The 19,393-nt window shown below is 69.2% G+C and carries 17 protein-coding genes; 11 read left to right on the top strand and 6 right to left on the bottom strand.

Annotation, left to right across the window (positions count from 1 at the left end; genetic code table 11):
- The first annotated feature begins 7 nt into the window (after positions 1-7).
- From ACFUJY_RS00595 to ACFUJY_RS00545, 11 genes are all read left to right on the top strand, one after another.
- On the top strand, positions 8-1,615 hold the full coding sequence (locus ACFUJY_RS00595) for a HEAT repeat domain-containing protein (protein ID WP_383292416.1): 1,608 nt from the start codon (positions 8-10) through the stop codon (positions 1,613-1,615).
- Positions 1,612-2,640: a GDP-mannose 4,6-dehydratase gene (locus tag ACFUJY_RS00590; protein WP_383292414.1), complete on the top strand. Its 1,029-nt coding sequence runs from the start codon at positions 1,612-1,614 to the stop codon at positions 2,638-2,640. Before ACFUJY_RS00595 ends, ACFUJY_RS00590 begins: the two co-directional genes overlap by 4 nt.
- 31 nt (positions 2,641-2,671) lie before the next feature.
- A complete protein-coding gene (locus ACFUJY_RS00585; RefSeq protein WP_383292411.1) occupies positions 2,672-3,937 on the top strand; it encodes a B12-binding domain-containing radical SAM protein in 1,266 nt (421 codons plus the stop codon).
- A 62-nt stretch (positions 3,938-3,999) separates the two neighbouring features.
- Positions 4,000-5,115 carry a DegT/DnrJ/EryC1/StrS family aminotransferase gene (locus tag ACFUJY_RS00580; protein ID WP_383292409.1) on the top strand — a complete coding sequence of 372 codons (1,116 nt, stop codon included), beginning with the start codon at positions 4,000-4,002 and terminating at the stop codon, positions 5,113-5,115.
- Position 5,116: 1 nt separating this feature from the next.
- Positions 5,117-5,806 carry a hypothetical protein gene (locus ACFUJY_RS00575; RefSeq protein WP_383292406.1) on the top strand — a complete coding sequence of 230 codons (690 nt, stop codon included), beginning with the start codon at positions 5,117-5,119 and terminating at the stop codon, positions 5,804-5,806.
- A gap of 22 nt (positions 5,807-5,828) precedes the next feature.
- Entirely contained in the window at positions 5,829-6,752 is a 924-nt protein-coding gene (locus ACFUJY_RS00570; protein WP_365677246.1) for an NAD(P)-dependent oxidoreductase, read from the top strand.
- A 1-nt stretch (position 6,753) separates the two neighbouring features.
- A complete protein-coding gene (locus ACFUJY_RS00565) occupies positions 6,754-7,566 on the top strand; it encodes a hypothetical protein (protein ID WP_383292403.1) in 813 nt (270 codons plus the stop codon).
- Positions 7,566-8,363, top strand: coding sequence for a glycosyltransferase (locus ACFUJY_RS00560; protein WP_383292401.1), 798 nt, complete (start codon positions 7,566-7,568; stop codon positions 8,361-8,363). Before ACFUJY_RS00565 ends, ACFUJY_RS00560 begins: the two co-directional genes overlap by 1 nt.
- 4 nt (positions 8,364-8,367) lie before the next feature.
- Positions 8,368-9,600, top strand: a complete 1,233-nt coding sequence (locus ACFUJY_RS00555) for a hypothetical protein (protein WP_383292398.1) — start codon at positions 8,368-8,370, stop codon at positions 9,598-9,600.
- Positions 9,600-10,334 carry a nucleoside phosphorylase gene (locus ACFUJY_RS00550; RefSeq protein WP_383292395.1) on the top strand — a complete coding sequence of 245 codons (735 nt, stop codon included), beginning with the start codon at positions 9,600-9,602 and terminating at the stop codon, positions 10,332-10,334. Before ACFUJY_RS00555 ends, ACFUJY_RS00550 begins: the two co-directional genes overlap by 1 nt.
- 63 nt (positions 10,335-10,397) lie before the next feature.
- Complete coding sequence (locus ACFUJY_RS00545) at positions 10,398-11,516, top strand: TRM11 family SAM-dependent methyltransferase (protein ID WP_383292392.1); 1,119 nt, start codon at positions 10,398-10,400, stop codon at positions 11,514-11,516.
- A 22-nt stretch (positions 11,517-11,538) separates the two neighbouring features.
- Here ACFUJY_RS00545 and ACFUJY_RS00540 read toward each other — a convergent pair whose 3' ends face one another.
- From ACFUJY_RS00540 to ACFUJY_RS00515, 6 genes are read right to left on the bottom strand one after another with little or no spacing between them, the layout of a single operon-like run.
- Positions 11,539-12,189 carry a hypothetical protein gene (locus tag ACFUJY_RS00540; RefSeq protein WP_383292390.1) on the bottom strand — a complete coding sequence of 217 codons (651 nt, stop codon included), beginning with the start codon at positions 12,187-12,189 and terminating at the stop codon, positions 11,539-11,541.
- Positions 12,186-13,370 carry a C40 family peptidase gene (locus tag ACFUJY_RS00535; RefSeq protein ID WP_383292387.1) on the bottom strand — a complete coding sequence of 395 codons (1,185 nt, stop codon included), beginning with the start codon at positions 13,368-13,370 and terminating at the stop codon, positions 12,186-12,188. The genes ACFUJY_RS00540 and ACFUJY_RS00535 overlap by 4 nt, the downstream gene beginning before the upstream one ends.
- Positions 13,367-15,772: a hypothetical protein gene (locus tag ACFUJY_RS00530; protein WP_383292383.1), complete on the bottom strand. Its 2,406-nt coding sequence runs from the start codon at positions 15,770-15,772 to the stop codon at positions 13,367-13,369. Before ACFUJY_RS00530 ends, ACFUJY_RS00535 begins: the two co-directional genes overlap by 4 nt.
- The gene (locus ACFUJY_RS00525; protein WP_383292380.1) at positions 15,769-18,399 is read right to left on the bottom strand and encodes an ATP-binding protein; all 2,631 of its coding nucleotides are present in this window, start codon (positions 18,397-18,399) and stop codon (positions 15,769-15,771) included. Before ACFUJY_RS00525 ends, ACFUJY_RS00530 begins: the two co-directional genes overlap by 4 nt.
- A 22-nt stretch (positions 18,400-18,421) precedes the next feature.
- A complete protein-coding gene (locus tag ACFUJY_RS00520; protein WP_383292377.1) occupies positions 18,422-19,009 on the bottom strand; it encodes a hypothetical protein in 588 nt (195 codons plus the stop codon).
- Entirely contained in the window at positions 19,006-19,347 is a 342-nt protein-coding gene (locus tag ACFUJY_RS00515; protein ID WP_383292374.1) for a hypothetical protein, read from the bottom strand. The genes ACFUJY_RS00520 and ACFUJY_RS00515 overlap by 4 nt, the downstream gene beginning before the upstream one ends.
- Positions 19,348-19,393: the final 46 nt, after the last annotated feature.

The raw sequence follows: 19,393 nt of genomic DNA, 5'->3' as shown, positions 1-19,393 counted from the left end.
CACGACCATGCAGAAGCTCAGTGTCATCGTCCGGTTCCGGAACGAGGCGGTACATCTCGGCGCCGTGCTGCGCGCGATCCGTGCCCAGCGGTGCTCGGTGCCCGTGGAGATCGTTGCCGTGGACAACAGCTCCACCGACGACTCCCGCGCCATCGCGGCGCCGTACGCCGACAAGCTGGTCGACATCACGGACTACAAGCCCGGTGCGGCGCTCAACCGGTCGATCGAGGCGTGCACTGGGGATCACGTGGTGGTGGTGAGCGCCCACGCCATTCCGTCCGACGAGCGGTGGCTGGAGAACCTGATCCGGCCGCTGCGGAGCCCGGACGTCCTCGGGGTGTACGGCGGACAGATCTACCCGGTCAACGCCAAGTTCCTCGACAAGCGCGACCTGGACATCTTCTCGGACATCCAGCCGCGTTCCGAGACGAGGGACTCCGACTTCTGGAACGCGAACTCCGCCTTCAGCATCGCGTCGTGGGAGAAGCAGCCGTTCGACGAGAGCGTCATCGAGCTCGAGGACCACCACTGGACCAAGCAGATCCTGCCGGAGGGAAGCCGCTGGATCCGGTTCGAGCCGGGAGCGCGGGTCTACCACTACGGCCACGAGCTGCGCAACGACCGGCAGTTCCTCGCTCCGGACGGGCGGAGCACCGAGGACCGGGTGCGCGAGGCCGTGCGGGCCCTGGAAGGTGACTTCGTCGCATGGCCGGAGGCCATGTCGGCCGGCATGACGCTGGGCAGTCTGTGGCGCGAGCCGCAGGTGCGGGCGACGGTGCCCCTGCTCGGGCGCTACCTGCTGGAGTACTGGGACTTCGACGTGCGGTGGCGCATGGCCGGGGCCTTGGGCCGCCTGGACTACCCGGAGTCGGTCCCGTATCTGGTGCGCGGGCTCGCCGACCCGTCCTTCTACGCGCGGGACGAGTGCGCCTGGTCGCTCGCCAGGCTCGGGGGGACGGCCGTCCCGGAGCTGATCCGGACGCTCGCCCGGCCGGGCGCGATCCCGGACGAGTCGCTTCCGTTCGCCGCGCTGGCCCTCGGCCTGTCCGGCACCCGGGAAGGCCGGGAGAGGGCTCTCGACCTGCTGGAGCAGTGTGTGGCCGACGGCAACGAGGCGGTGGCACGCGACGCGGTGTACTTCCTCGGCGAGATCGGCAGCGCCGAAGGCCGCCCCGCGCTGCTGCGCGCCGTCACGGACCGGCTGGCCCACGAGGACTACCGAACGGCGCGTGCCGCCGTCTGGTGCTGGGGCATGCTCGCGGAGAACGGGGACGACAGCGAGCGGGTCGACGCGGCGACCGCGGACATCGTCGCCGTCTCACGCCAGCACCCGCAGGATGTCGTGCGCGCCGAGGCCGTGGCGGCCCTGGGTGCACAGGCACGCAAGCGGCGCGCTGCCGCCGCGCTGGGCGAGGTCGCCCGCTCCCTGCGCACCGACGGCGCGGGACGTGTCCGGTACGCGGCCATCCAGAGCTTGCGACTGGCGGCCGTCGAGGGCGGCGCCGAGACGTGCGTCGAAGCGGCGGCCCAGCACACCGACGACAACGACTTCGGCGTGCTCTTCGAGCGCGAGCTGATCCTCGCGACTCACCAGGAGAAGGGGAAGCAGTCATGAGGGCACTTGTCACGGGCGGCGCCGGTTTCATCGGCTGCAACCTGACGGCGGCGCTGGTCCGGGCCGGCCACGAGGTGACGGTGGTCGACAACCTCTCCCGTCGCGGCAGCCTCCGTAACCTCCAGGCGCTGCTGGAGGACCCCGTCGCGGCCGAACGGGTCGACTTCCGCCCGGTGGACGTCCGCGACGCGGAGGGGCTGGCCGCCGTGGTGGCCGACTGCCGCCCGCAGGCCGTGGCCCATCTGGCCGCCCAGGTGGCCGTCACCGACTCGGTGGCCCATCCGGCGGTCGACTTCGAGATCAATGCCCGGGGCACCCTCAACGTCCTGGAAGCCGTACGCAAGCACGCGGCCGACGCACGGGTCCTCTTCACCTCCACCAACAAGGTGTACGGGAGCCTTGAGCGGCTCCGTACGGAGCGGACCGAGACCCGCTACGTCCTCCCCGAGCACCCGGACGGCATCGCCGAGGACTTCCCGACCCTGGCCACGACCCCCTACGGCGTGTCCAAACTGGCGGCGGACCTGTACGTACAGGACTACGCGTACACCTACGGCCTGGCCACCACCGTGTTCCGCATGTCCTGCATCTACGGCAAGTGGCAGAACGGCACGGTGGACCAGGGCTGGGTCAGCTGGCTGGTCAAGTCCACGCTGCTGGGCAACCCGGTCACCATCTACGGCGACGGCCTCCAGGTGCGCGACCTGCTGCACATCGACGACCTGGTCGCCGCCATGCGCCGGGTGCTGGCAGACGGGCAGGGCCTCGGCGAGGTGTTCAACATCGGCGGGGGCCCCGAGTTCTCCGTATCGGTGTGGGGGGAGTTCGGCCCGCTGCTCGCCGAACTGGCGGGCCGGGGCGTGCCGGCCACGTACGAACCGCGGCGCACCGGTGACCAGGACGTGTACATCAGCGACATCCGCAAGGCGCGGAAGCTGCTGGGGTGGAAGCCCGAGCGAGCGCCTCGTGACGGCATCGCGGAGATGACCGAGTGGCTGCGCGTCGAAAATCAGCTCGTCGATTAGATCCAACCCATCCAGGCCGAAGGGAACCTGCATGGACGAGGTCGATGTTGTCCTTCTCGCCCCGCCGTACTACCGCTTCTGCGGAAGCCACAACAATCGTGCGGCGCCCTCGCTGACCTATCTTTCGGCCTTTCTCGAAGAGGCCGGTGTCTCACACGTGGTCTACAACGCCGACCACACACCCGGCAAGCGGTACTGGTCCATGAAGTGGATGTTCCAGAACTACCAGCCGTTCGTGGACGCCGTGGACGGAAAGGGAAGCCTCTACGGCGAGGTCGCCGAGATCGTCATGTCCTTCAACCCGAAGGCGGTCGTCATTCTCGGAGGCGAGCCGCTGATCGCCACCAAGGACTGGGGCAATCCCTTCATCGCTGCCCACTACTCCAAGCTTTTCAGACAGCTGGGCGTCTACACGGTCGGGGTGGGCCATTTCTTCACCTTGGACAGGCAGCGGTTCCAGGACGACTTCGACTGCGTACTCGGGGGCGAGCCCTCCGAGCAGATCGTCGACATCATCCGGAAGCGCCCCACCGGCTACGTGCCGCCGCGGCCCATTCCGTTGAACGTCGTGCCGAACCTCGGCCGGCTCTACCCCGCCGAGCAGCAGACGGACTTCGTCATGACCTCGTTCGGCTGCCGGTTCCCGTGCTCCTTCTGCCTCGTGCAGCAGCTGTACGGCGAACTCGACGAACGGGTCAGGTTCGTGGACCTCGACACCGTGGTCGCGGACATCGCGCGCCGCCCCGAGCAGGGCGTCTACCTGACGGACCTGACCTTCACCTACGCCCCCCGGAAGCGGCTCGCCGCGCTTTCGGACGCGTTGCGCGAGGCCGGCGTGCGCAAGTCCTACACCATCGACACACGGGTCGACATGATCACCCCGCAGATCGCCGACCAGCTCGTGGAACTGGGCGTCGAACGGGTGAAGATCGGTGTCGAGGGCATCACCCGGGACCTGCTCAAGTCGTTCAACAAGCGCACCGATCTGCAACGCATCGAGAAGGCCGTCCGCCTGCTCCGCGACCGCGGCATCAAGGTGGTCACCTACCTCCTCATCGGAGGTGTGACCGAGCTGGCGGACTACGAGGCGACCCGGGACTACATCGCGCAATTGCAACCGGAATTCGTTCCCGTGGCCATCTGGGCCTACGACCTGTCCGGTGACTACCGGTACGACACCCAGTTCTCGCCGCTGCGCCTGAAGGAGTGGGGTATCGACGAAGAAGTCTTCTATCGCTACCTGTCACTCCAGGAACAAGTGAATCCCACGGTCGGCACGATGCTCGATATTCCGTGAGTATTCGGGACCCGCATACATCCAGATCTACTAACCCATGGTTCCCGGGGGGCCGGTCAGCTGTGTCAGAAAAGTGCATACCGTCCTTCAGCTACAGCTTCCACGAAGCTGATATCCAGTACATCACCGATGAGGTCGGCCGGCTCTTCCGCGATCAGCGGCACCTGACCATGTCGGCGCACGGTGAGGCGCTGGAGACGGATTTCGCCGCGTACACCGGAACCCGGCACGCGGTCTCGGTCGCCAGTGGGACCGCCGCGCTGGAGATCGCGCTGCGCGCTGTCGGTGTGGAGGGCGGCGAGGTGGTGGTGCCGACCAATACGTTCGGGGCCACCGTCGTGTCCGTGCTGCGCGCGGGCGCCGTGCCCGTCTTCGCGGACACGTCGGACGACATGTCCGTGAGCGTGGAGGACGTGGAGGCCAGGATCGGGCCGCGCACGCGTGCCGTGGTCACGGTGCACATCGGCGGTCTCGTGTCGCCGCGGACCGTCGACCTGGCCCGGCTCTGCGAGGAACGGGGCGTGCCGCTCGTCGAGGACGCGGCGCACGCCGCGGGAGCCTCCTACCGGGGCCGCCGTGCCGGTACCTTCGGCGTCGCCGCCGCCTTCTCGCTGTTCAGCACCAAGGTCATGACGAGCGGCGAGGGCGGTCTCATCGCCACCGACGACGAGCGGATACGCGACACGGCACGGCTGCTCCGCGATCACGCCAAGAACCCCGACGGAACGATGTCCACGACGGGGTACAACTGGCGCCTGACCGAGATGCAGGCCATCGTCGGCCGCGTCCAGCTGCGCCGGCTGGACGAGATGATCGCCGGACGCAACGCGGTGGCCGCGGTGTACGACGAGCGGCTGGCCGGGATCGAAGGGGTCCGGCTGCTCACTCCGCCCGACGGCGCGGTCCACAACAGGTACAAGTACATCGTCGAGCTGGAGCGGCACCGTCCGCAGGACGTGCAGCGCCGTCTCGACGAGAAGTTCGGCATCGCTCTCGGCGGCTACGTCTACCAGACGCCCTGCCATCTGCAGGACGCCTTCCGCTCGTACGCGGCCGGTCCCTTCCCCGGTGCCGACCGGATCTGCCCCGCTCACATCTGCCCGCCGATCTACCCCGACATGCCCGCGAACGACGCGGCCTACGTGGCCGACTGCCTGCGTGAGGTGCTCAATGGCTGACATGGTGACCCCTCCCGCTCCCCTGCCCGGCAACAGCCGTGCGTACCGGGAGCAGCTCTACGGGTGGGTGTACGAGAACAACCAGTGGGGGCGGTCGCCCGAGGGCGCGCGCTACTACTCGGACTCCCCGTCGGAACTCACCCTGCCGTACCGCGAGTTCCTGGCCTCCTTCGTCCGCAGTCACCCGGAGATCCGCCGGATCGTCGATCTGGCCTGCGGTGACCACAAGCTGGCCTCGGAGACCGATCTGGGGGACACGCATTACATCGGTGTGGACATCTACGACCGCCTGATCGAGCACAACCGTGCGCAGTACGCGGACGAGCGCCACGAGTTCATGGTCCGGGACCTCGTCGAGGACGAGCTGCCGGACGGCGACCTGTGCGTGATCTCGATGGCGCTCTACCTGATGTCCTTCGAGCACGTCGCGGCCGTCCTGGGCAAGCTCACCCGCTACCGCTACGTGCTGATCACGGACGGGCAGGCGGACATCCCCGCCGGGGAGCGGCGCAACATCGACAAGCCCACGGGGAAGCACACCCCGCGCGATCTGTACGGCAACGGCTTCTACCTGGAACTGGAGCCCTTCAACGTGGACCTGGAAGTGGTGCACGAGTACGGGCTCCCCAGCGGGGAGCTCATCAGGACGGTGTTGCTGGAACACCCCGAAGCGCCGTTGTCGGCCCAGTAGGGATTCATCCGAAGAGGAGATCATGCACATACTTGTCACGGGGGGAGCCGGGTACGTCGGGTCCGCACTGGTTCCGGTTCTGCTCGACCAGGGCCACCAGGTGCGCGTACTGGACGAACTGCACGTCGGCGGACAGGGTCTGCTGCCGTGCGTCCCGCGCCCCGGCTTCGAGTTCGTCCACGGCGATGCCTGCGACGCGACCGTTCTCGCGTCTGCCCTGGAGGGTGTGGACGCCATCGTCCACCTGGCCGCCGTGGTCGGATATCCGGCTTGCCTGCGCGAGCCGGAGCGCGCGGTGAACACCAACGTCAACGGCACGAAGCTGCTGCTCGATCTGCGCCGGCCCGACCAGCGTCTGGTCTTCGCGTCGACCGGCAGCGTCTACGGGGCGATCCCGTCCGAGATGTGCACGGAGACGACGCCCACCGCCCCTCTGAGTCTGTACGGCAGCACCAAGCTGGAGGGTGAGGAGCTGGTGCTGGGCGCGGGGAACTGCGTGGTCTACCGGTATGCCACCGCGTTCGGTGTCAGCCCTCGGATGCGCTTCGACCTCCTCCCCAACGACTTCGTCCAGCAGGCCGTCCACGGCGGAGGCATCACGGTCTACGAGGGCGGGTTCCGGCGCACCTTCATCCATGTCCACGACATGGCCCTGTCCATCGCGTTCGCCCTGGACTCCTGGAAGGCGATGGCGGACGAGGTCTTCAACGTCGGGCACGAGAGCATGAACTGCACCAAGGCCGAACTGGCCCGGCGCATCCAGCGCATGGTGCCCTACGACCTCCGGTTCGAGGAGTTCGGCAAGGACGCGGACCAGCGGGACTACGGCGTGTCCTACGAGAAGATCCGCAGCCTTGGTTTCACCACCCGCCACACGCTCGACAGCGGTCTTGCCGAACTCGTCACGGCGGCGCGCCTGATGGCGCCGTCCCCCGAGGCGGGCTGACGTGGCCGGCCGACTGTGCTTCGTGGTCCTGGACCACGCTCCGGACGAGTACGCCGACGATCTGGTGCGCGGGATCAGGCGGTTCTGCCCCGCCGCCGACATCTACTGGTACGACTCGGGGCCCGCGGGTGCCGTCGGCCGGCGGGCCCCCGTGGACGTCGAGCGGATGGAGTGCAGCAGGCCACTGCTGTACGCCAAGGTGACCCCGTTCTTCTTCGACATGCTCGAGTGGGCGGCCGACCGGGACTACGACCACGTGGTCAACGTCGAGTCCGACATGGCCTTCGTCAACGAGGGCTTCGAGGACTTCCTGGCGTCCGCCATGGCCGACAACGACTACCTGGCCCCGCGATTCGCCCGCAAGACCCCGCGGACCTCGCGCTGGCGCCCGTACCGGAGCCTCCGCCCGGAGCTGCCGGAACTCCTCGACATCCTCGGTATGGAACACACGAACGAGGCGTTCAGCCCCGGTCAGGTGTTCACGCCCCGGTACGTCCACACCCTGCTCGACAGCCCTTGGTATCCGCGCCTGCGTGAGTTCGTCGCGCGGAACCAGGAGCCGGGCAGATCATTCACGCTGCAAGAGGTCCTGCTGCCCACCCTGGTGGACGCGCTGGGGCTGCGCGGCTCCGACTACCCCGCCCACATGACCGCGTTCAACCGCTACCGGCCGTACCACGCCGCTTCGTCCGTGGCCAAGGCCCATCAGCGCGGCGACGTCCCCTTCGTCCATCCGGTGCGACGCGATGCCGAGCACGCGGCCCGCCGGTTCGTCCGTGCTCTGAACGACAGCACCACGCAAGGAAAGCTCTGATGCCTGTGACCACGCAGCCCCTCGTCACCGTCTTCACGATGACCTACAACCAGCGCGCGAAGATCCTCGCGCTGGCCGACGACCTGAGCGCCCAGGACTGGCCCATGGACCGTCTGGAGTTCACCGTCCTGGACGACGGCGGCACGGACGGCACCGCGGAGGCGCTGGAGGAGGCGGCCGGGAAGCTTCCCTTCCGCGTGCGGGTGCTGCGCCGTGAGCACGAGGCCGATTACCTGAGCGCCCGGCGCTGGAACGAGTGCATCGCGGGCTCCGACCCGGAAACCGCCGTCTTCATCCAGGTGGACGACGTCCGGGTACGCCCCGACTTCGTACGGCGCCACGTGGCCTGGCACACCGGGTCCGGCCCGACCGTGGTGGCGGGCGCCAAGTTCGAGGGTGACGAGATGACCTGGGAGCTGAGCACCTGCCGCCGCGCCCACCTGGCCGGTGCCGACGGCGGGGCCAGGGAGGGCGTGCTCTGGACGGCGTTCTGGGGCGCCAGTCTGAGCTACAGCCGTGAGCTCGTGACGACGCTCAGCACGGACGAGCACGACCAGCCGTTCGACGCCCGGATGACGGGCTGGGGGTTCCACGAGGTGGAGTTCGCCGGCCGCGCGGCACAGGCGGGCGCGCGCATGGTCTACGACCCGGCGGTCGGGGTCTTCCACCAGAACCACACACCGGTCAATGACCGGGGGCGAGGGCTTGACCACGCCAAGGAGAAGGAAGCCGGCGCGCGGAAGAACGAGCAGTACGTCGTGAACAAGCTGGGCCTCGACGCCCTCCCCCGGTGGTGACGGCATGACGGTCGCGATTTTCGCCGACTCCCCCACGCTGACCAGCGGGTTCGGCCGCACCACGTCGCACATCGCGGCGGGCCTGGTACGCGGCGGTCACGACGTGGCCTGCTACGGGATCAAGGCACGTTCCAGCGACATTCCGGCGGGTCTGCCCTACGCGGTCTGGCCCGCCGAGCAGGGCGGGAGGTGGACCGACACACTTCCCGAGTTCTTCCGGACGGTCCGGCCGGACGTGCTGCTGCTCAACATGGACGCCTACAACGCGCTGGAATGCGTCGAGCTGTTCAGACAGGCCGGCTGGACCGGCCCCACCGTCAGCTATGTGTGCTTCGACGGCCTGCCGGTGAGCAGCACCTACCTGGACGCGCAGCGCTCCTGCGCGGCGGTGTGGGCCACGTCCCGCACGGGCGCCGCCTACCTGGAGAGCGAAGGCATCGCCGTGGCCGGCTACGCCCCCCCGGGCGTGGATCCACAGGAGTTCCGGCCCGCCACCGACCGCGAGGCGCTGCGCGCCCACGCGGGGCTGGCCGACGCCTCGGTGGTGGGCGTGTTCGCCACCAACACCGAACGCAAGCAGGTGGCGCGGGCGGTGGCCGGCTTCGCCGAGGCGGTCCGCCTGCTGCCCGGCCGGGACCTGCGGCTCTACCTGCACTGTCTGCCGCAGGGGCACTGGGACCTGCGCGAGCTCGGCAGGCGCTACGGCGTCGGTGACCGACTGCTGTTCCCCTCGACGGACGGGTACGACGAACAACGCGGGGTCCGGACCAGCGGCCCGGGCTCCCGGGGTGAAGGCCCGGGCGGACTCCCGGTCCTCCCCGCGAGCTTCTCGTACGTGGACCGGATCAACGTCTGCGACGTCCTGCTCAACGTGCCGCACAGCGGCGACGTGGAGCAGGTGATCATCGAGGGCCAGGCGTGCGGGGTGCCGCTGCTGCACACCGACGACGAGGCGATCATGGGTGACGCGGTCGGCAAGGGGGGCGTGCTGCTGCCCGCCGCCGATGTGGGCATCGGCCGCCTCGGCCAGCGGCTCCACCACGTGGCTCCTCAGGTCATCGGCGAGGCGCTGGCGGACGTCCTGGCCGACCCGGCGCGGGTTTCTGCCCTGCGTGAGGCGGGTACCGCCAACGCGGCCGCCTATCCGTGGAGCACGCTTGAAGACGCCGCACTGGCCATGGTCAGCCCCTTCGCCTCTCCTGGAGAAGGCACCCCTCGCGAATCCGGGAGCATCTGATGCACCTGCACCATCTGGGAGAGATCGACTCCGTCGCCGACGCCGCCATCCTCACGGGCGACCCCGACCGGGTACCTCCGCTCGCCGCGCATCTGGGCAAGGTCACCGGGCAGTGGCAGCGGCGCGGTTACGTCGTGGCGGAGACGGAGTTCGAGGGGAGGCCCCTCCTCGTGTGCTCGACGGGCATCGGGGGGCCGAGCACCGCCATCGCGGTCGAGGAGCTGGCTCAACTGGGTGTCGGCCGGTTCGTGCGCGTGGGGACGTGCGGCTCCATCCAGCGGCACATCAACGCCGGACACGTGGTGATCTCCACCGGTTGCGTCCGGGACGAGGGCGCCAGTCACCAGTACCTCCCCGCGGAATACCCCGCAGTGCCCGACTTCGGTCTGCTGAGAGCGATCGTGGGCGCCGCGGAGGAGAGCGGCTTCAAGCACTTCGTGGGCCGTACGCACTGCAAGGACGCCTACTACGCGGAGAAGCCGGAGGGCTTCCCGCTGGCCGAGTACTGGCGCGGCCGATGGGCGGGGCTGCGCGCGGCCGGGGTCCTGGCCACGGAGATGGAGGCGGCGGTGCTGTTCGCGCTCGCCGATGTGCGCTCCCTGCGGGCGGCGGCGCTGTTCGTCGCGACCGACGACACCCTGTCCGCCGAGCAGACCTTCGCCGCGCTCGGAGCCGCGGCGGTCGCGGCCGCCCGTGGTCTGTTCGCCGAGGACGAGGCCGAATCCCGTTCATGAGCGCCTCCGGCCCGGGAGGGAGCGAGCGGCGCGGCTCTCTCCCGGGTCGGGTAGTGTAACTGGGTGCGCTATTTCATTCAGTACCCGGCCGGTACCAGCGAACTGGTCGTCGACGCCCTCTCCAATTTCGTCGACGACTTCAGCGTGCATTATCAGGATGACAGCGCGGCCATTTTCGACTCCACGTCGAGTGCGGAACAAGTGGCGAAAATTCCGTTCGCGAAGAACGCGTTCATCGTCATTGCGGCGACACCGCGAAAGGATGTCGATCAGAGCGCCCGCCGGCTGTCCTCCCTGCTGGGCAGGGAGGCTTTCCCCGCGCTGCCCGCGCGCACCCCCGGGTTCCGGCTCATGGCGCACATCGACGGCGAGCTCTCCTCCATCGCGCCCGCTGCCCGCGCGGACATCGAGGGAATGGTCTCCTCGCGCACGGGGCTCCGGGTCGAGCCCCGGGGCATGTGCCAGGAGTACTGGGTGGTCGGCCGGCTCGACATGCGAGAGCTGCTGTTCTGCGCAAGGCTCCCGAAAACGGCGCGGCCGAAGAAGAGCCCCGGGGCCGTTTCGCACGAACTGTCCTCCATGCTCGTCCTCGCTTCGCAGCCGGGACCGCAGGACGTTTATCTCGACCCATTCGCCGGCAGCGGGTCCTTCGTATGGGCCCGCCTCGACATGCCGGCCCGCGAGATCATTTATTCCGATACGGATATCGACGCGCACCGGGGCGGATTTCCGGGCGAGCCGGCACGGGACGAGCGTGTGCGGTTTCTCTCCGAGGACGCCCTGACTCTCCCGTCCATTCCGGACGGGGCGGTCGACGTCGTCGTGACCGATCCGCCCTGGGGGGAGCACGAGGAACTGCCGTTCCCGCCCGAGGAGTTCGCCCGCGCCGTCGCGAAGTCGCTCGCGCGGGTCCTGCGCCCGGAGACCGGGCGACTGGTGCTGCTCAGCTCGCGCCGGGGAGCGGACGCGTACCGTGACGGGCTGGGCGCGGCGGGCTTCGTCGTCGACGCCGCGCACGAGATCCTGGTGAACGGCCATCCCGCCACCGTCTTCGTGGCCGGGCGTTCCTCCTCGGCCGTCGCCGACGCGGCCGAAGGCGCGCGCCGCCCGTCCGCTCCGTCCAAGCCCCTGCTGCTGGGCATGGGCACGTACCGCCGGGCCATGGGGCGCTTCTCGCGGTAGCGGCGGGCTGCTGCCCCCGCCCTCAGCTCTCCTCCTCCCGTACCTGCGGTGCCCACGTGCCGTCCACGTCCCGCACCAGCAGGACCGTCGCCGGGCGGCGGTCGTCGCGTTCGCCCTCCGGGCTCGTACCGGCCCACACCAGGTGGATGAGGGCCGCGTCGGCGCGGTTGTCGTAGCGTTCCCCGACGCCCGCGCGGATGCGGCAGTCGCGCCAGCGGTCCGTGGCCGACGCGCCCTTGAAGTAGTCCGGGAACGCCTTGCGGCCCGTGCCGGTGACGTCGGCGAGCAGGACCTTCCCGCCGAGGTCCACCAGGCGTTCCTCCAGCCTGGGCGGGATGTCCGCCCGGCGGCTCAGCCGCAGCGCGTTCAGCAGGGCCGCGTCGCTGACCGGCCCCGCCAGGGCGTCGCCGTCCTTGGAGGCGGAGGCAGAGGGGGACGGGGACGCCGAGGGCGCCTCGGTGGTGCGGGAGGGGCTGGGCTTCGGCCCGGCCGTGGCGGTGGCCGCGGGCGAGGGGGCGGCCGTCGTGGGGGACGGGGCCGGCGAGGTGGCCGGGGGGCGCGCCACCGGGGCCCGGCCTCCGCTCATGTCGGGCCAGAGCAGTATGACGCCGACCACCGACAGCACCGCCGCCATGGCGAGCATCACCAGGCCGGAGCGCTCCGCGCCGGTCACTTCAGGTGTCCGATGCTGTCGAGCGAACCCATCCGGACGTCGGACTCCTTGACGACGTCGTTCGGTTTCGGCGCCTCTATCTGCCGGTTGCCGCCCAGATAGATGGACACGTGGAATATCCCTTTCCCGCTCCCCGGGTTGTCCGAGAAGAACAGCAGGTCGCCCGGCTGCGCGCCCTTCAGGTTCCGCTGGTGGGTGACCCGCACCTTCCCGCTGTCGTGCTGCGCCTGTGCGGTGGTCCCGATCATGATGCCCACCCTCCCGTAGGCGTACTCGGTCAGACCCGAGCAGTCGAAGCCCTTGATGCCCCGCCCGGAGTAGCCGCCCGGGGAGCAGCAGATGCCGTACCCGGGGCCCAGGGTGTCCCCGCCGCCCCACGAATAGGGCTGGCCCTTCTGCGACTTGGCGGCCTTGATGATCTGCTTGGCCTTTCCGGAGGCGTTGATCGGCCCGGAGATGTCGCCCAGGGCGTCGTACTCCGCCTTGGCGTTCAGTACGTCGGTGACGTACTGCTCCGAGTGGTTGTAGCGGAAGACCGCGTCGTGCTCGGTCTTCGGGTCGGCCATGTCGACGGCGCCCTTGCCGCAGAGGAGCGCCGCCGTGCTCAGCGCCGAGTCGAAGACGTTCTGCGGGTCGGTGTCGCCGTCGTCGTCGCCGTCCTGGGCGACGCTCTCCCAGGTCTGCGGGATGAACTGGGTGGGGCCGACGGCCCGGTCGTACGTGGTGTCGTTGTCGTACTTGCCGTTGTCGGTGTCGTAGATCCGCTGGGTGTTGTTGCTGCCGTCCAGGACCGGGCCGATCACGGGCGGCTCCACGTTGCCGTACTCGTCCCCGTACTCGTCGATGACCTTGCGGCCCATGAACGTGCCGTGGTGGGACTCGATCTTGCCGATGCCCGCCAGCAGCGTCCAGCTGAGGTTCTTGCACTTGGGGCGGACCTTCTTGATCTGCTCCTCCGCCGACAGATACGCCTCGCAGGTCGGCTTGGGGATGCCGGAGACCTTGACACAGCTGACCTGGATGGGCACGCGTTCCTCGCTCGCCATGCCCCCCGGCAGCATGCTCGCCGCGATGAAGACGGCGATGATGAAGAAGATCCAGGGGGCGAAGGCGGTGACGGCCAAGCCGATGGCCCACTTCTTGCCACTGCTCATCGGCTCGGCCTTGGCGGCTGCGCTCACCTGCCGTTACCTCCGCCGCCTCCTCCGCGTGGTGTGCGGCGTCCGCCCCGGCCGGAGGAGCGCCGCGCGCTGCGCTGCGCGTTGCGCCGGTCGTTGACCGTGCGGTTCAGCCGCTGGCTGTCGCTGCGCTGCCGGCTCCTGGTCCGGCGCATCCGGCGGGCGGCGTCCCGCTGCGAGTCGCGGCGGCGGTCGCCGTCGCTCGGCGGGGTGTTGTCCGCGAGGTTGCGCCGCTCGGCGGCCACCGCGTTGCGGAACCTGCTCCGGGTGACCGGGGCGTCGTTCTTCAGGTACCGGCCGGCGCGGGCGGCCGTCAGGGTGGCCCGGCCGACGCGGTTCTTCTGGAGCCGGTTCTGCGCCGCCTTCTTGAGGCGGGCCTTGAGGGCGGCCTTGGCGGTGGCCTGGACCGCAGCGCTCGTACCGCCGGAGCCGACGGCCGCCGCGACGGTGGTGCCCAGCTTGACGGCGCCCTGGACCCGGTCCTTGAGCTTCTTCTTCGGCCTGGCGGAGCGGCCTCCTCCGCCGCCGCCACCCGCGCCGCCGTCACCGACGGAGCCGTCGCTGCCACCCTCTTCGCCGGGCACCTTGCCCCTCCAGAGGTCACGCGCCCTTCCGCCGACCTTGCTGAGCGTGGCCCCGTCCTTCTTGAACTGGTCCAGTGCCGACGGAGCGCCGTTGGTGGCCCCTTGGAAGGTGCTGGCTTCTCCTCCGGTCTTGGCCGCCATCTTCTGGCCGAAGTTGGCCGAGACGTTCTTCGCGGCCGCGGTGATCTTCTTCCGGAAGACCAGGAAGGCCACGGCGAGGAAGTCGATGGTCAGGAACTTGACCGTCATGGTGTCGCCGGTGTTCGCGTTCAGCAGGGCGATGACCATGATCAGGAAGAAGGCCAGGAACATCACCGACAGGAAGATGGCCAGGATGACGCGTACGACCCCCGATACCCACTTCCACATCACTTGCCGCCCGCCGCCCGGCAGGATGCCGGCGACCATGGCCGGCTGGGCCCGGATGACTTCCAGCGCCATCCAGATCTGTGAGGCCAGGAAGGTGCAGGAGACCGCCACCACCAGCACCACGACGATGATCGCGGCGAGTGCGATGAACCAGACGCTGATCAGGTTGTCCAGCGAGGCGGAGATCTGCTGGTCGTCCATGGGCACCTTGTCGCCGCACGCCGTGTTGACGATGGGGTCCGTCGCGATGTCGGACCCGTTCTCACCGCTGATGTAGGTCTTCCACGTCTCGCTCTTCGTCGCCTCCTTCTTGAACTCCTCGACGGCCTCCTTCTGTTCGTTCTTGGCCACGGTGTAGATCGCCCAGGGGTTACCCGTGGCGAGCAGCAGGTTGTTCTTCAGTCCGTCGAGGGAGAACGAGTCGCTGAACGCGTCACCGAGCTTCTTCAGCCAGCCCTTGTTCTTCTCCTTCTCCTGCATCTCCTCGATCATCCGAGGCAGCACGAGCCGGTTGAAGTTGTAACGGGCGAGCGTGGCCCTGCCGTACGCGGCGCTGCACGCCCCGTCGATGGGCTTGTGGGTGTACAGCAGCCAGACGGGGCGCTGGATGAAGGCGTCGACGAGGCCGTCGGTGATGGGCTTGCTCACCGAATCGCTGTCGGACTTGCCCTCCCCCTGGCCGTCGCACGTGGAGACGGGGGCACCGGGATCCTTCTCGGCCGGGGACACCCCGTCCTTCGCGCACCTGTCCTCAAGCATCACGTCCGCGATGTACAGGGAGAACTGCCTGGTCTTGCCGAGGACACCGCTGTTGTCCAGGTTGCCGTTCTGGTCCTTCTGGCCCATCAGGACGAGGCCCGGGCTGGCCAGGGTCACGGTCGCGATGGAGGCGATGACGAGCGACGTGCAAATCTCGATCCAGCCCTTGGACCGCTGCTTGAACAGGATCAGGTAGCCGGCGTAGACCGCGACGATCGTCAGGAAGAGGATCTTCAGGCCCAGGCTGTCGATCACCTGCGCCCTGATCGTCTCGGCGACGTCGGAGACCGGGGCGAGCAGATCCTTGGCCAGGCCGAAGTCCAGCGCCCAGTCGACCAGCCAGCAGGCGAAGCCGATGACGGTCCGCAGGACGTTGAAGCCGACGCCGATCAGGAACGCGATGATCTTGCTGATGACGTCGAGCATGCCGCCCTGGTCGACGTTGAGACCGTAGGCGCTGATCGGGACGCCGTTCTTGTCGACGACGTCGAAGATGCCGAGGACCTTGCCGCTGTCCTTCGGCTCCGGCGGCTTGCAGAAGAGGTCCGGGACTTCGTCCTTCGGGTTGCACTTGCCGCCGTCCGCCCAGGCGTGGTGCGAGAACACCAGCATGAGCACGATCGGCACGCCGACCAGCACCAGCAGCCGCAGCCAGTGGCGGCGCTGCTGGATCACCCCCGTGAGTGCGGTCATATGCGCTGCGCCTCCACCGCTTCCATGGCGTCGGCCGCCTCGATGGCCTCGGCGGGCTCGTCCAGGGTGGCGCGGCCCGGTGTCGTGTGGATGGCCTCGGCCGCGTGCTCGTCCGCCGGGATCAGGACCTTCATGCCGCCGATCCGCTTCTTCAGGTCGTAGTAGAGGCACTCACCGGAGCGCAGGAGTCGTTCGTCGTCCGAGACGTTGATCGGTGACAGGTTCTCGGTGACCAGCTTCAGCAGCTCCGGATCGGTGCCGTCCAGGCCCAGGAACTCCAGCCCGCGCGCGGCCAGCTGGCGGTTGCGGTGGCGGAAGAGGAACCGGTGCGAGACCAGGCCCCGGATCTTCTCGCCGTACTCGGAGTTGGCCGGGCCGACGTCGTACGGGTCGTGGGAGCCGGCGAAGGCGCCGCAGCCGTGCTTGCGGCCGTCGTTGATGATCTCCAGGAGCAGTTCCGTGCCTTCGGCGGACGAGGTCAGCCACCAGCACTCGTCCAGGAAGACGCCGACGAACTCCTCCGGGTCGGCGAAGGCGATCTCGCGGCAGAGGGCCGCCACCAGATACATCAGGCGCCAGCCGAACTTCTTCTCGACCTCCAGGCTGGACAGCCGGTGGCCCTCCAGCTCGGTCTTCTTGGGCAGACCGATGTTGGCGGCGGAGAAGATGATCGTGTCGGCGTCGGTGATCTCCACGATCGGCAGGGTCGGGTCGAAGATCACCCGGCCCAGGTCCTTCTTGGCCAGCGAGCGCAGCTTCCGGGCCAGTTCGCTCGCCGACGCCCGGACGTTGTGGTCGTCCGGGTCCTGCGGGTCGGGCGTCTGGGCGCGCTCCGTCAGGGTCTCCAGGAGCAGCCGCATGCTGGGCTCGGGCGACTTGTGCGTGGCGTCGATGGCGTCCGCGAGCGTCACGCCCTCAGTGGACATCGAGGCGATGTCCAGCAGCGGGGTCAGGAAGGACTCGGTGTAACGGGCGGCGCGCGGGCCCTTGAAGACGCGCAGCGGGTCCAGCGACACCGAGGCGTCCTCGTCGACGGTGATCACCTGGGTCTCGCCGGGGCAGGCGCGGGCGAACCGGGCCCATTCCTGTTGCGGCGTACGGTCGATGGCCAGCGCCCGGCCGCGGCTGCGGGAGCGTCCGACGCGGCGGCCGGTCGTCAGGATCGAGTACATCGCGGTCTTCATGGCGACCGACTTGCCGGAGCCCAGCTCGCCGATGAAGACGGCGGACGCCGAGGCGTTCATGCGCGGGCCCAGGCTGAAGTCGACCAGGACCGGGCGGGCGCCGCCGCCGTTGAGCTGGAGGCCGAAGAGCGAGCCGCCGTCGTCGCCGAGCGCCTGTCCGCAGAACGGCAGGGACATCGCGAAGTCCTTGGCCAGCAGGAACTGGGCGTAGTCGTTCATCACCCGGGGCGTGGGCGTGCCCGGGAGCATGCTGTGGAAGAGGGACGTCTGCTCACCGATCGGGCGGACGAGCGTGTAGTCGTTGCCGCCGAAGTGGTTGATCAGCGCGGCGGCCTTCTCCTCGGTCTCCTCCGGGGTCCCGCCCCACACGCAGGTGACGACGCTCGCCCTGATCTCGACCTCCGTCGAGGACGAGGTGAGCCGGGAGCGGTACTCGTTGAGCGCGGTGCTCGCCTTGTCCAGGCTGGCCGGGACGCCCGCCGTCTCCCCGTCGTACTCACCGCGCTGGTGGGCGAGTTCGCGGGCCTGCCGGCGGGACTTCGGCTCGGCCTTGGCGCCCTGCTCGATGTGCAGCCGGACCGCCCAGTCCACCGGGAACCCGAAGTCGTCCAGGGCGGCCAGGTACTCGCTGCCGGGGAACGCGAAGGAGTCCGGCATCTCGGCCAGGATCGAGAACGACTGGTAGCTGTCGCCGAATTCGGTGCTCGACTTCACGTACCGGTGCCGGAAGGGGTTGAGCGGGACGCCGCGCCGCTCCTGGATGCCGTCGCCGCGACCGCCCTCGTCCAGGATCACCTCGCTGTACGCGGCCACGGGGCGTCCGCGGCCCACCACCGAGCGCGGCTCGTCGTGCTCCGGGAGCAGCGGCTCGGCCAGGCCCCGGCGGGCGCAGTGGCCGTATATCCACAGGATCTCGCCCTCGGTGGCGGGCCGGAGCCGGATGGCGGTCGGCCAGGTCGCCGCGAGGTGCCGGGCCTGTTCGAGGCGGCGCTCCTCCTCGGCCTTGCCGACCGGGGTGGTGGGCAGCCCGAGGGTGTTCATGACCTCGTAGTGGGCGGACGACAGGACCGCGAACGCGCCCTGCTTGAAGTCGGTGTGCTTCATCGGGACGGCCAGGAAGTCGACCCGCCCCGAGAGTTCCATCTCCTCCAGCTCGTCCAGGACCCGCAGGGACAGGTCCACGTACTCCGGGGACGCGTCCAGGTCGACACCCGCCGTCATGCGGGTGACCACGCTGGCCGCGTCCACCTGCGGGCAGAGGCTGAGCAGCAGGGCCTCGCCCTTGATCGCCTTGAACAGGGACTCCAGGGCGTTGAGCCGTTCGTGCTTGGCGGCCTTGGAGGCGTGGCTGTAGTTGTCGGAATCGACCCGCCACACGGCCCACACCGTCGCGTTGGTGGTCCAGATCAGATGGCCGCTGATGTGGCGCACGGGAAGACGCATGGCAGTTCATCCATCCTTCGGTTCAGTGCTGCCGCTCTGCTTCGTCGAGCAGTTCCTGGAGGCGGGTGCGGGGCCGGGCCGGCGCGGTGCCGGTCGCGGGCGGTGCCGCCTCGGCAGTGGGCCCACCGGTACGGCCCGTCGGGGTGACGAGCCGTACCGGGCGGGCCTCGGGGGCGGGGACCGGCGCGGGCTCCTCGGGAAGCCGCACGTTGACGGTCACCCGTCCCGTCACCAGCTTGGTCTTGAAGGTCCGTTGCGGGCGGCCGGCCAGCCGGCCCCCCGGTGGCGAGGTGCCGTAGGCCAGCAGTCCGAGCAGGGCCCGCGCGGGGTCACGGCCGTCCATCCGGGCGTACCGCATCAGCCACGCGAGTCCCCACGGGACGACGACCAGCACCAGGGCGTTCCCGAGTCCGAAGAACGCCCACAGATCCCGCAGGCCCAGCAGGAGTGCGAAGACCCCCACCATGGTCACGATCTGGGTGATCGTGTACGGGCCGCCGGGTATCCGTCCGCCGCCGGGGAGCTTGCCGATGACGAGAGGGTGTTTGCGTGCTCGGGTGTACGAACGCCCGATCAGCGGCTTCCCGTCGGACGGCTGCCCGTTGCTCACAGCAGGTCGGCCCGGCTCACCGCGGTGTCCGGCTGCTCATAGGGCTGGACCACCGAGATCGCGTCCTTCGGGGCGTCGGGCACCTCGCTGTCGACCATGTTGCTGAGCGCGTCCATGTTGCCGACGGCGAAGACGACGACGGCCCCCAGGATGGCGGCGGTCAGGGTGCCCGCCCAGGACTTCGTCTTCACGTACGCCATGACCGTGCCGACGATCGCCATGACGGTGGCGGCCGTGACGGCCAGGGTCTTGACGTTGCGGAGGGTGCCCTTGACCCAGTCGAAGACGTCGCCGTCCACGGCCAGTTGCACCATGTCGGTGTGCTCTGCGTAACTCACTGTCTTTTCCCCTCGTGTGATCAGCTGGGTGGTGCGTCGCTCCCCG

Origin of the sequence: Streptomyces sp. NPDC057249 (genome assembly GCF_042669245.1) — a bacterium.
Taxonomy (GTDB): Bacteria; Actinomycetota; Actinomycetes; order Streptomycetales; family Streptomycetaceae; genus Streptomyces.
This window is presented reverse-complemented; position numbering and strand designations above follow the sequence as displayed.

What these genes read in the sequence shown, in the direction of transcription:
- ACFUJY_RS00595 (WP_383292416.1), top strand. Translation starts at nt 8, where the DNA reads ATGCAGAAGCTCAGTGTCATCGTCCGGTTCCGGAACGAGGCGGTACAT.
- ACFUJY_RS00525 (WP_383292380.1), bottom strand. Translation starts at nt 18,399, where the DNA reads ATGCGTCTTCCCGTGCGCCACATCAGCGGCCATCTGATCTGGACCACC.
- ACFUJY_RS00575 (WP_383292406.1), top strand. Translation starts at nt 5,117, where the DNA reads ATGGTGACCCCTCCCGCTCCCCTGCCCGGCAACAGCCGTGCGTACCGG.
- ACFUJY_RS00550 (WP_383292395.1), top strand. Translation starts at nt 9,600, where the DNA reads ATGCACCTGCACCATCTGGGAGAGATCGACTCCGTCGCCGACGCCGCC.
- ACFUJY_RS00555 (WP_383292398.1), top strand. Translation starts at nt 8,368, where the DNA reads ATGACGGTCGCGATTTTCGCCGACTCCCCCACGCTGACCAGCGGGTTC.
- ACFUJY_RS00530 (WP_383292383.1), bottom strand. Translation starts at nt 15,772, where the DNA reads ATGACCGCACTCACGGGGGTGATCCAGCAGCGCCGCCACTGGCTGCGG.
- ACFUJY_RS00590 (WP_383292414.1), top strand. Translation starts at nt 1,612, where the DNA reads ATGAGGGCACTTGTCACGGGCGGCGCCGGTTTCATCGGCTGCAACCTG.
- ACFUJY_RS00560 (WP_383292401.1), top strand. Translation starts at nt 7,566, where the DNA reads ATGCCTGTGACCACGCAGCCCCTCGTCACCGTCTTCACGATGACCTAC.
- ACFUJY_RS00570 (WP_365677246.1), top strand. Translation starts at nt 5,829, where the DNA reads ATGCACATACTTGTCACGGGGGGAGCCGGGTACGTCGGGTCCGCACTG.
- ACFUJY_RS00585 (WP_383292411.1), top strand. Translation starts at nt 2,672, where the DNA reads ATGGACGAGGTCGATGTTGTCCTTCTCGCCCCGCCGTACTACCGCTTC.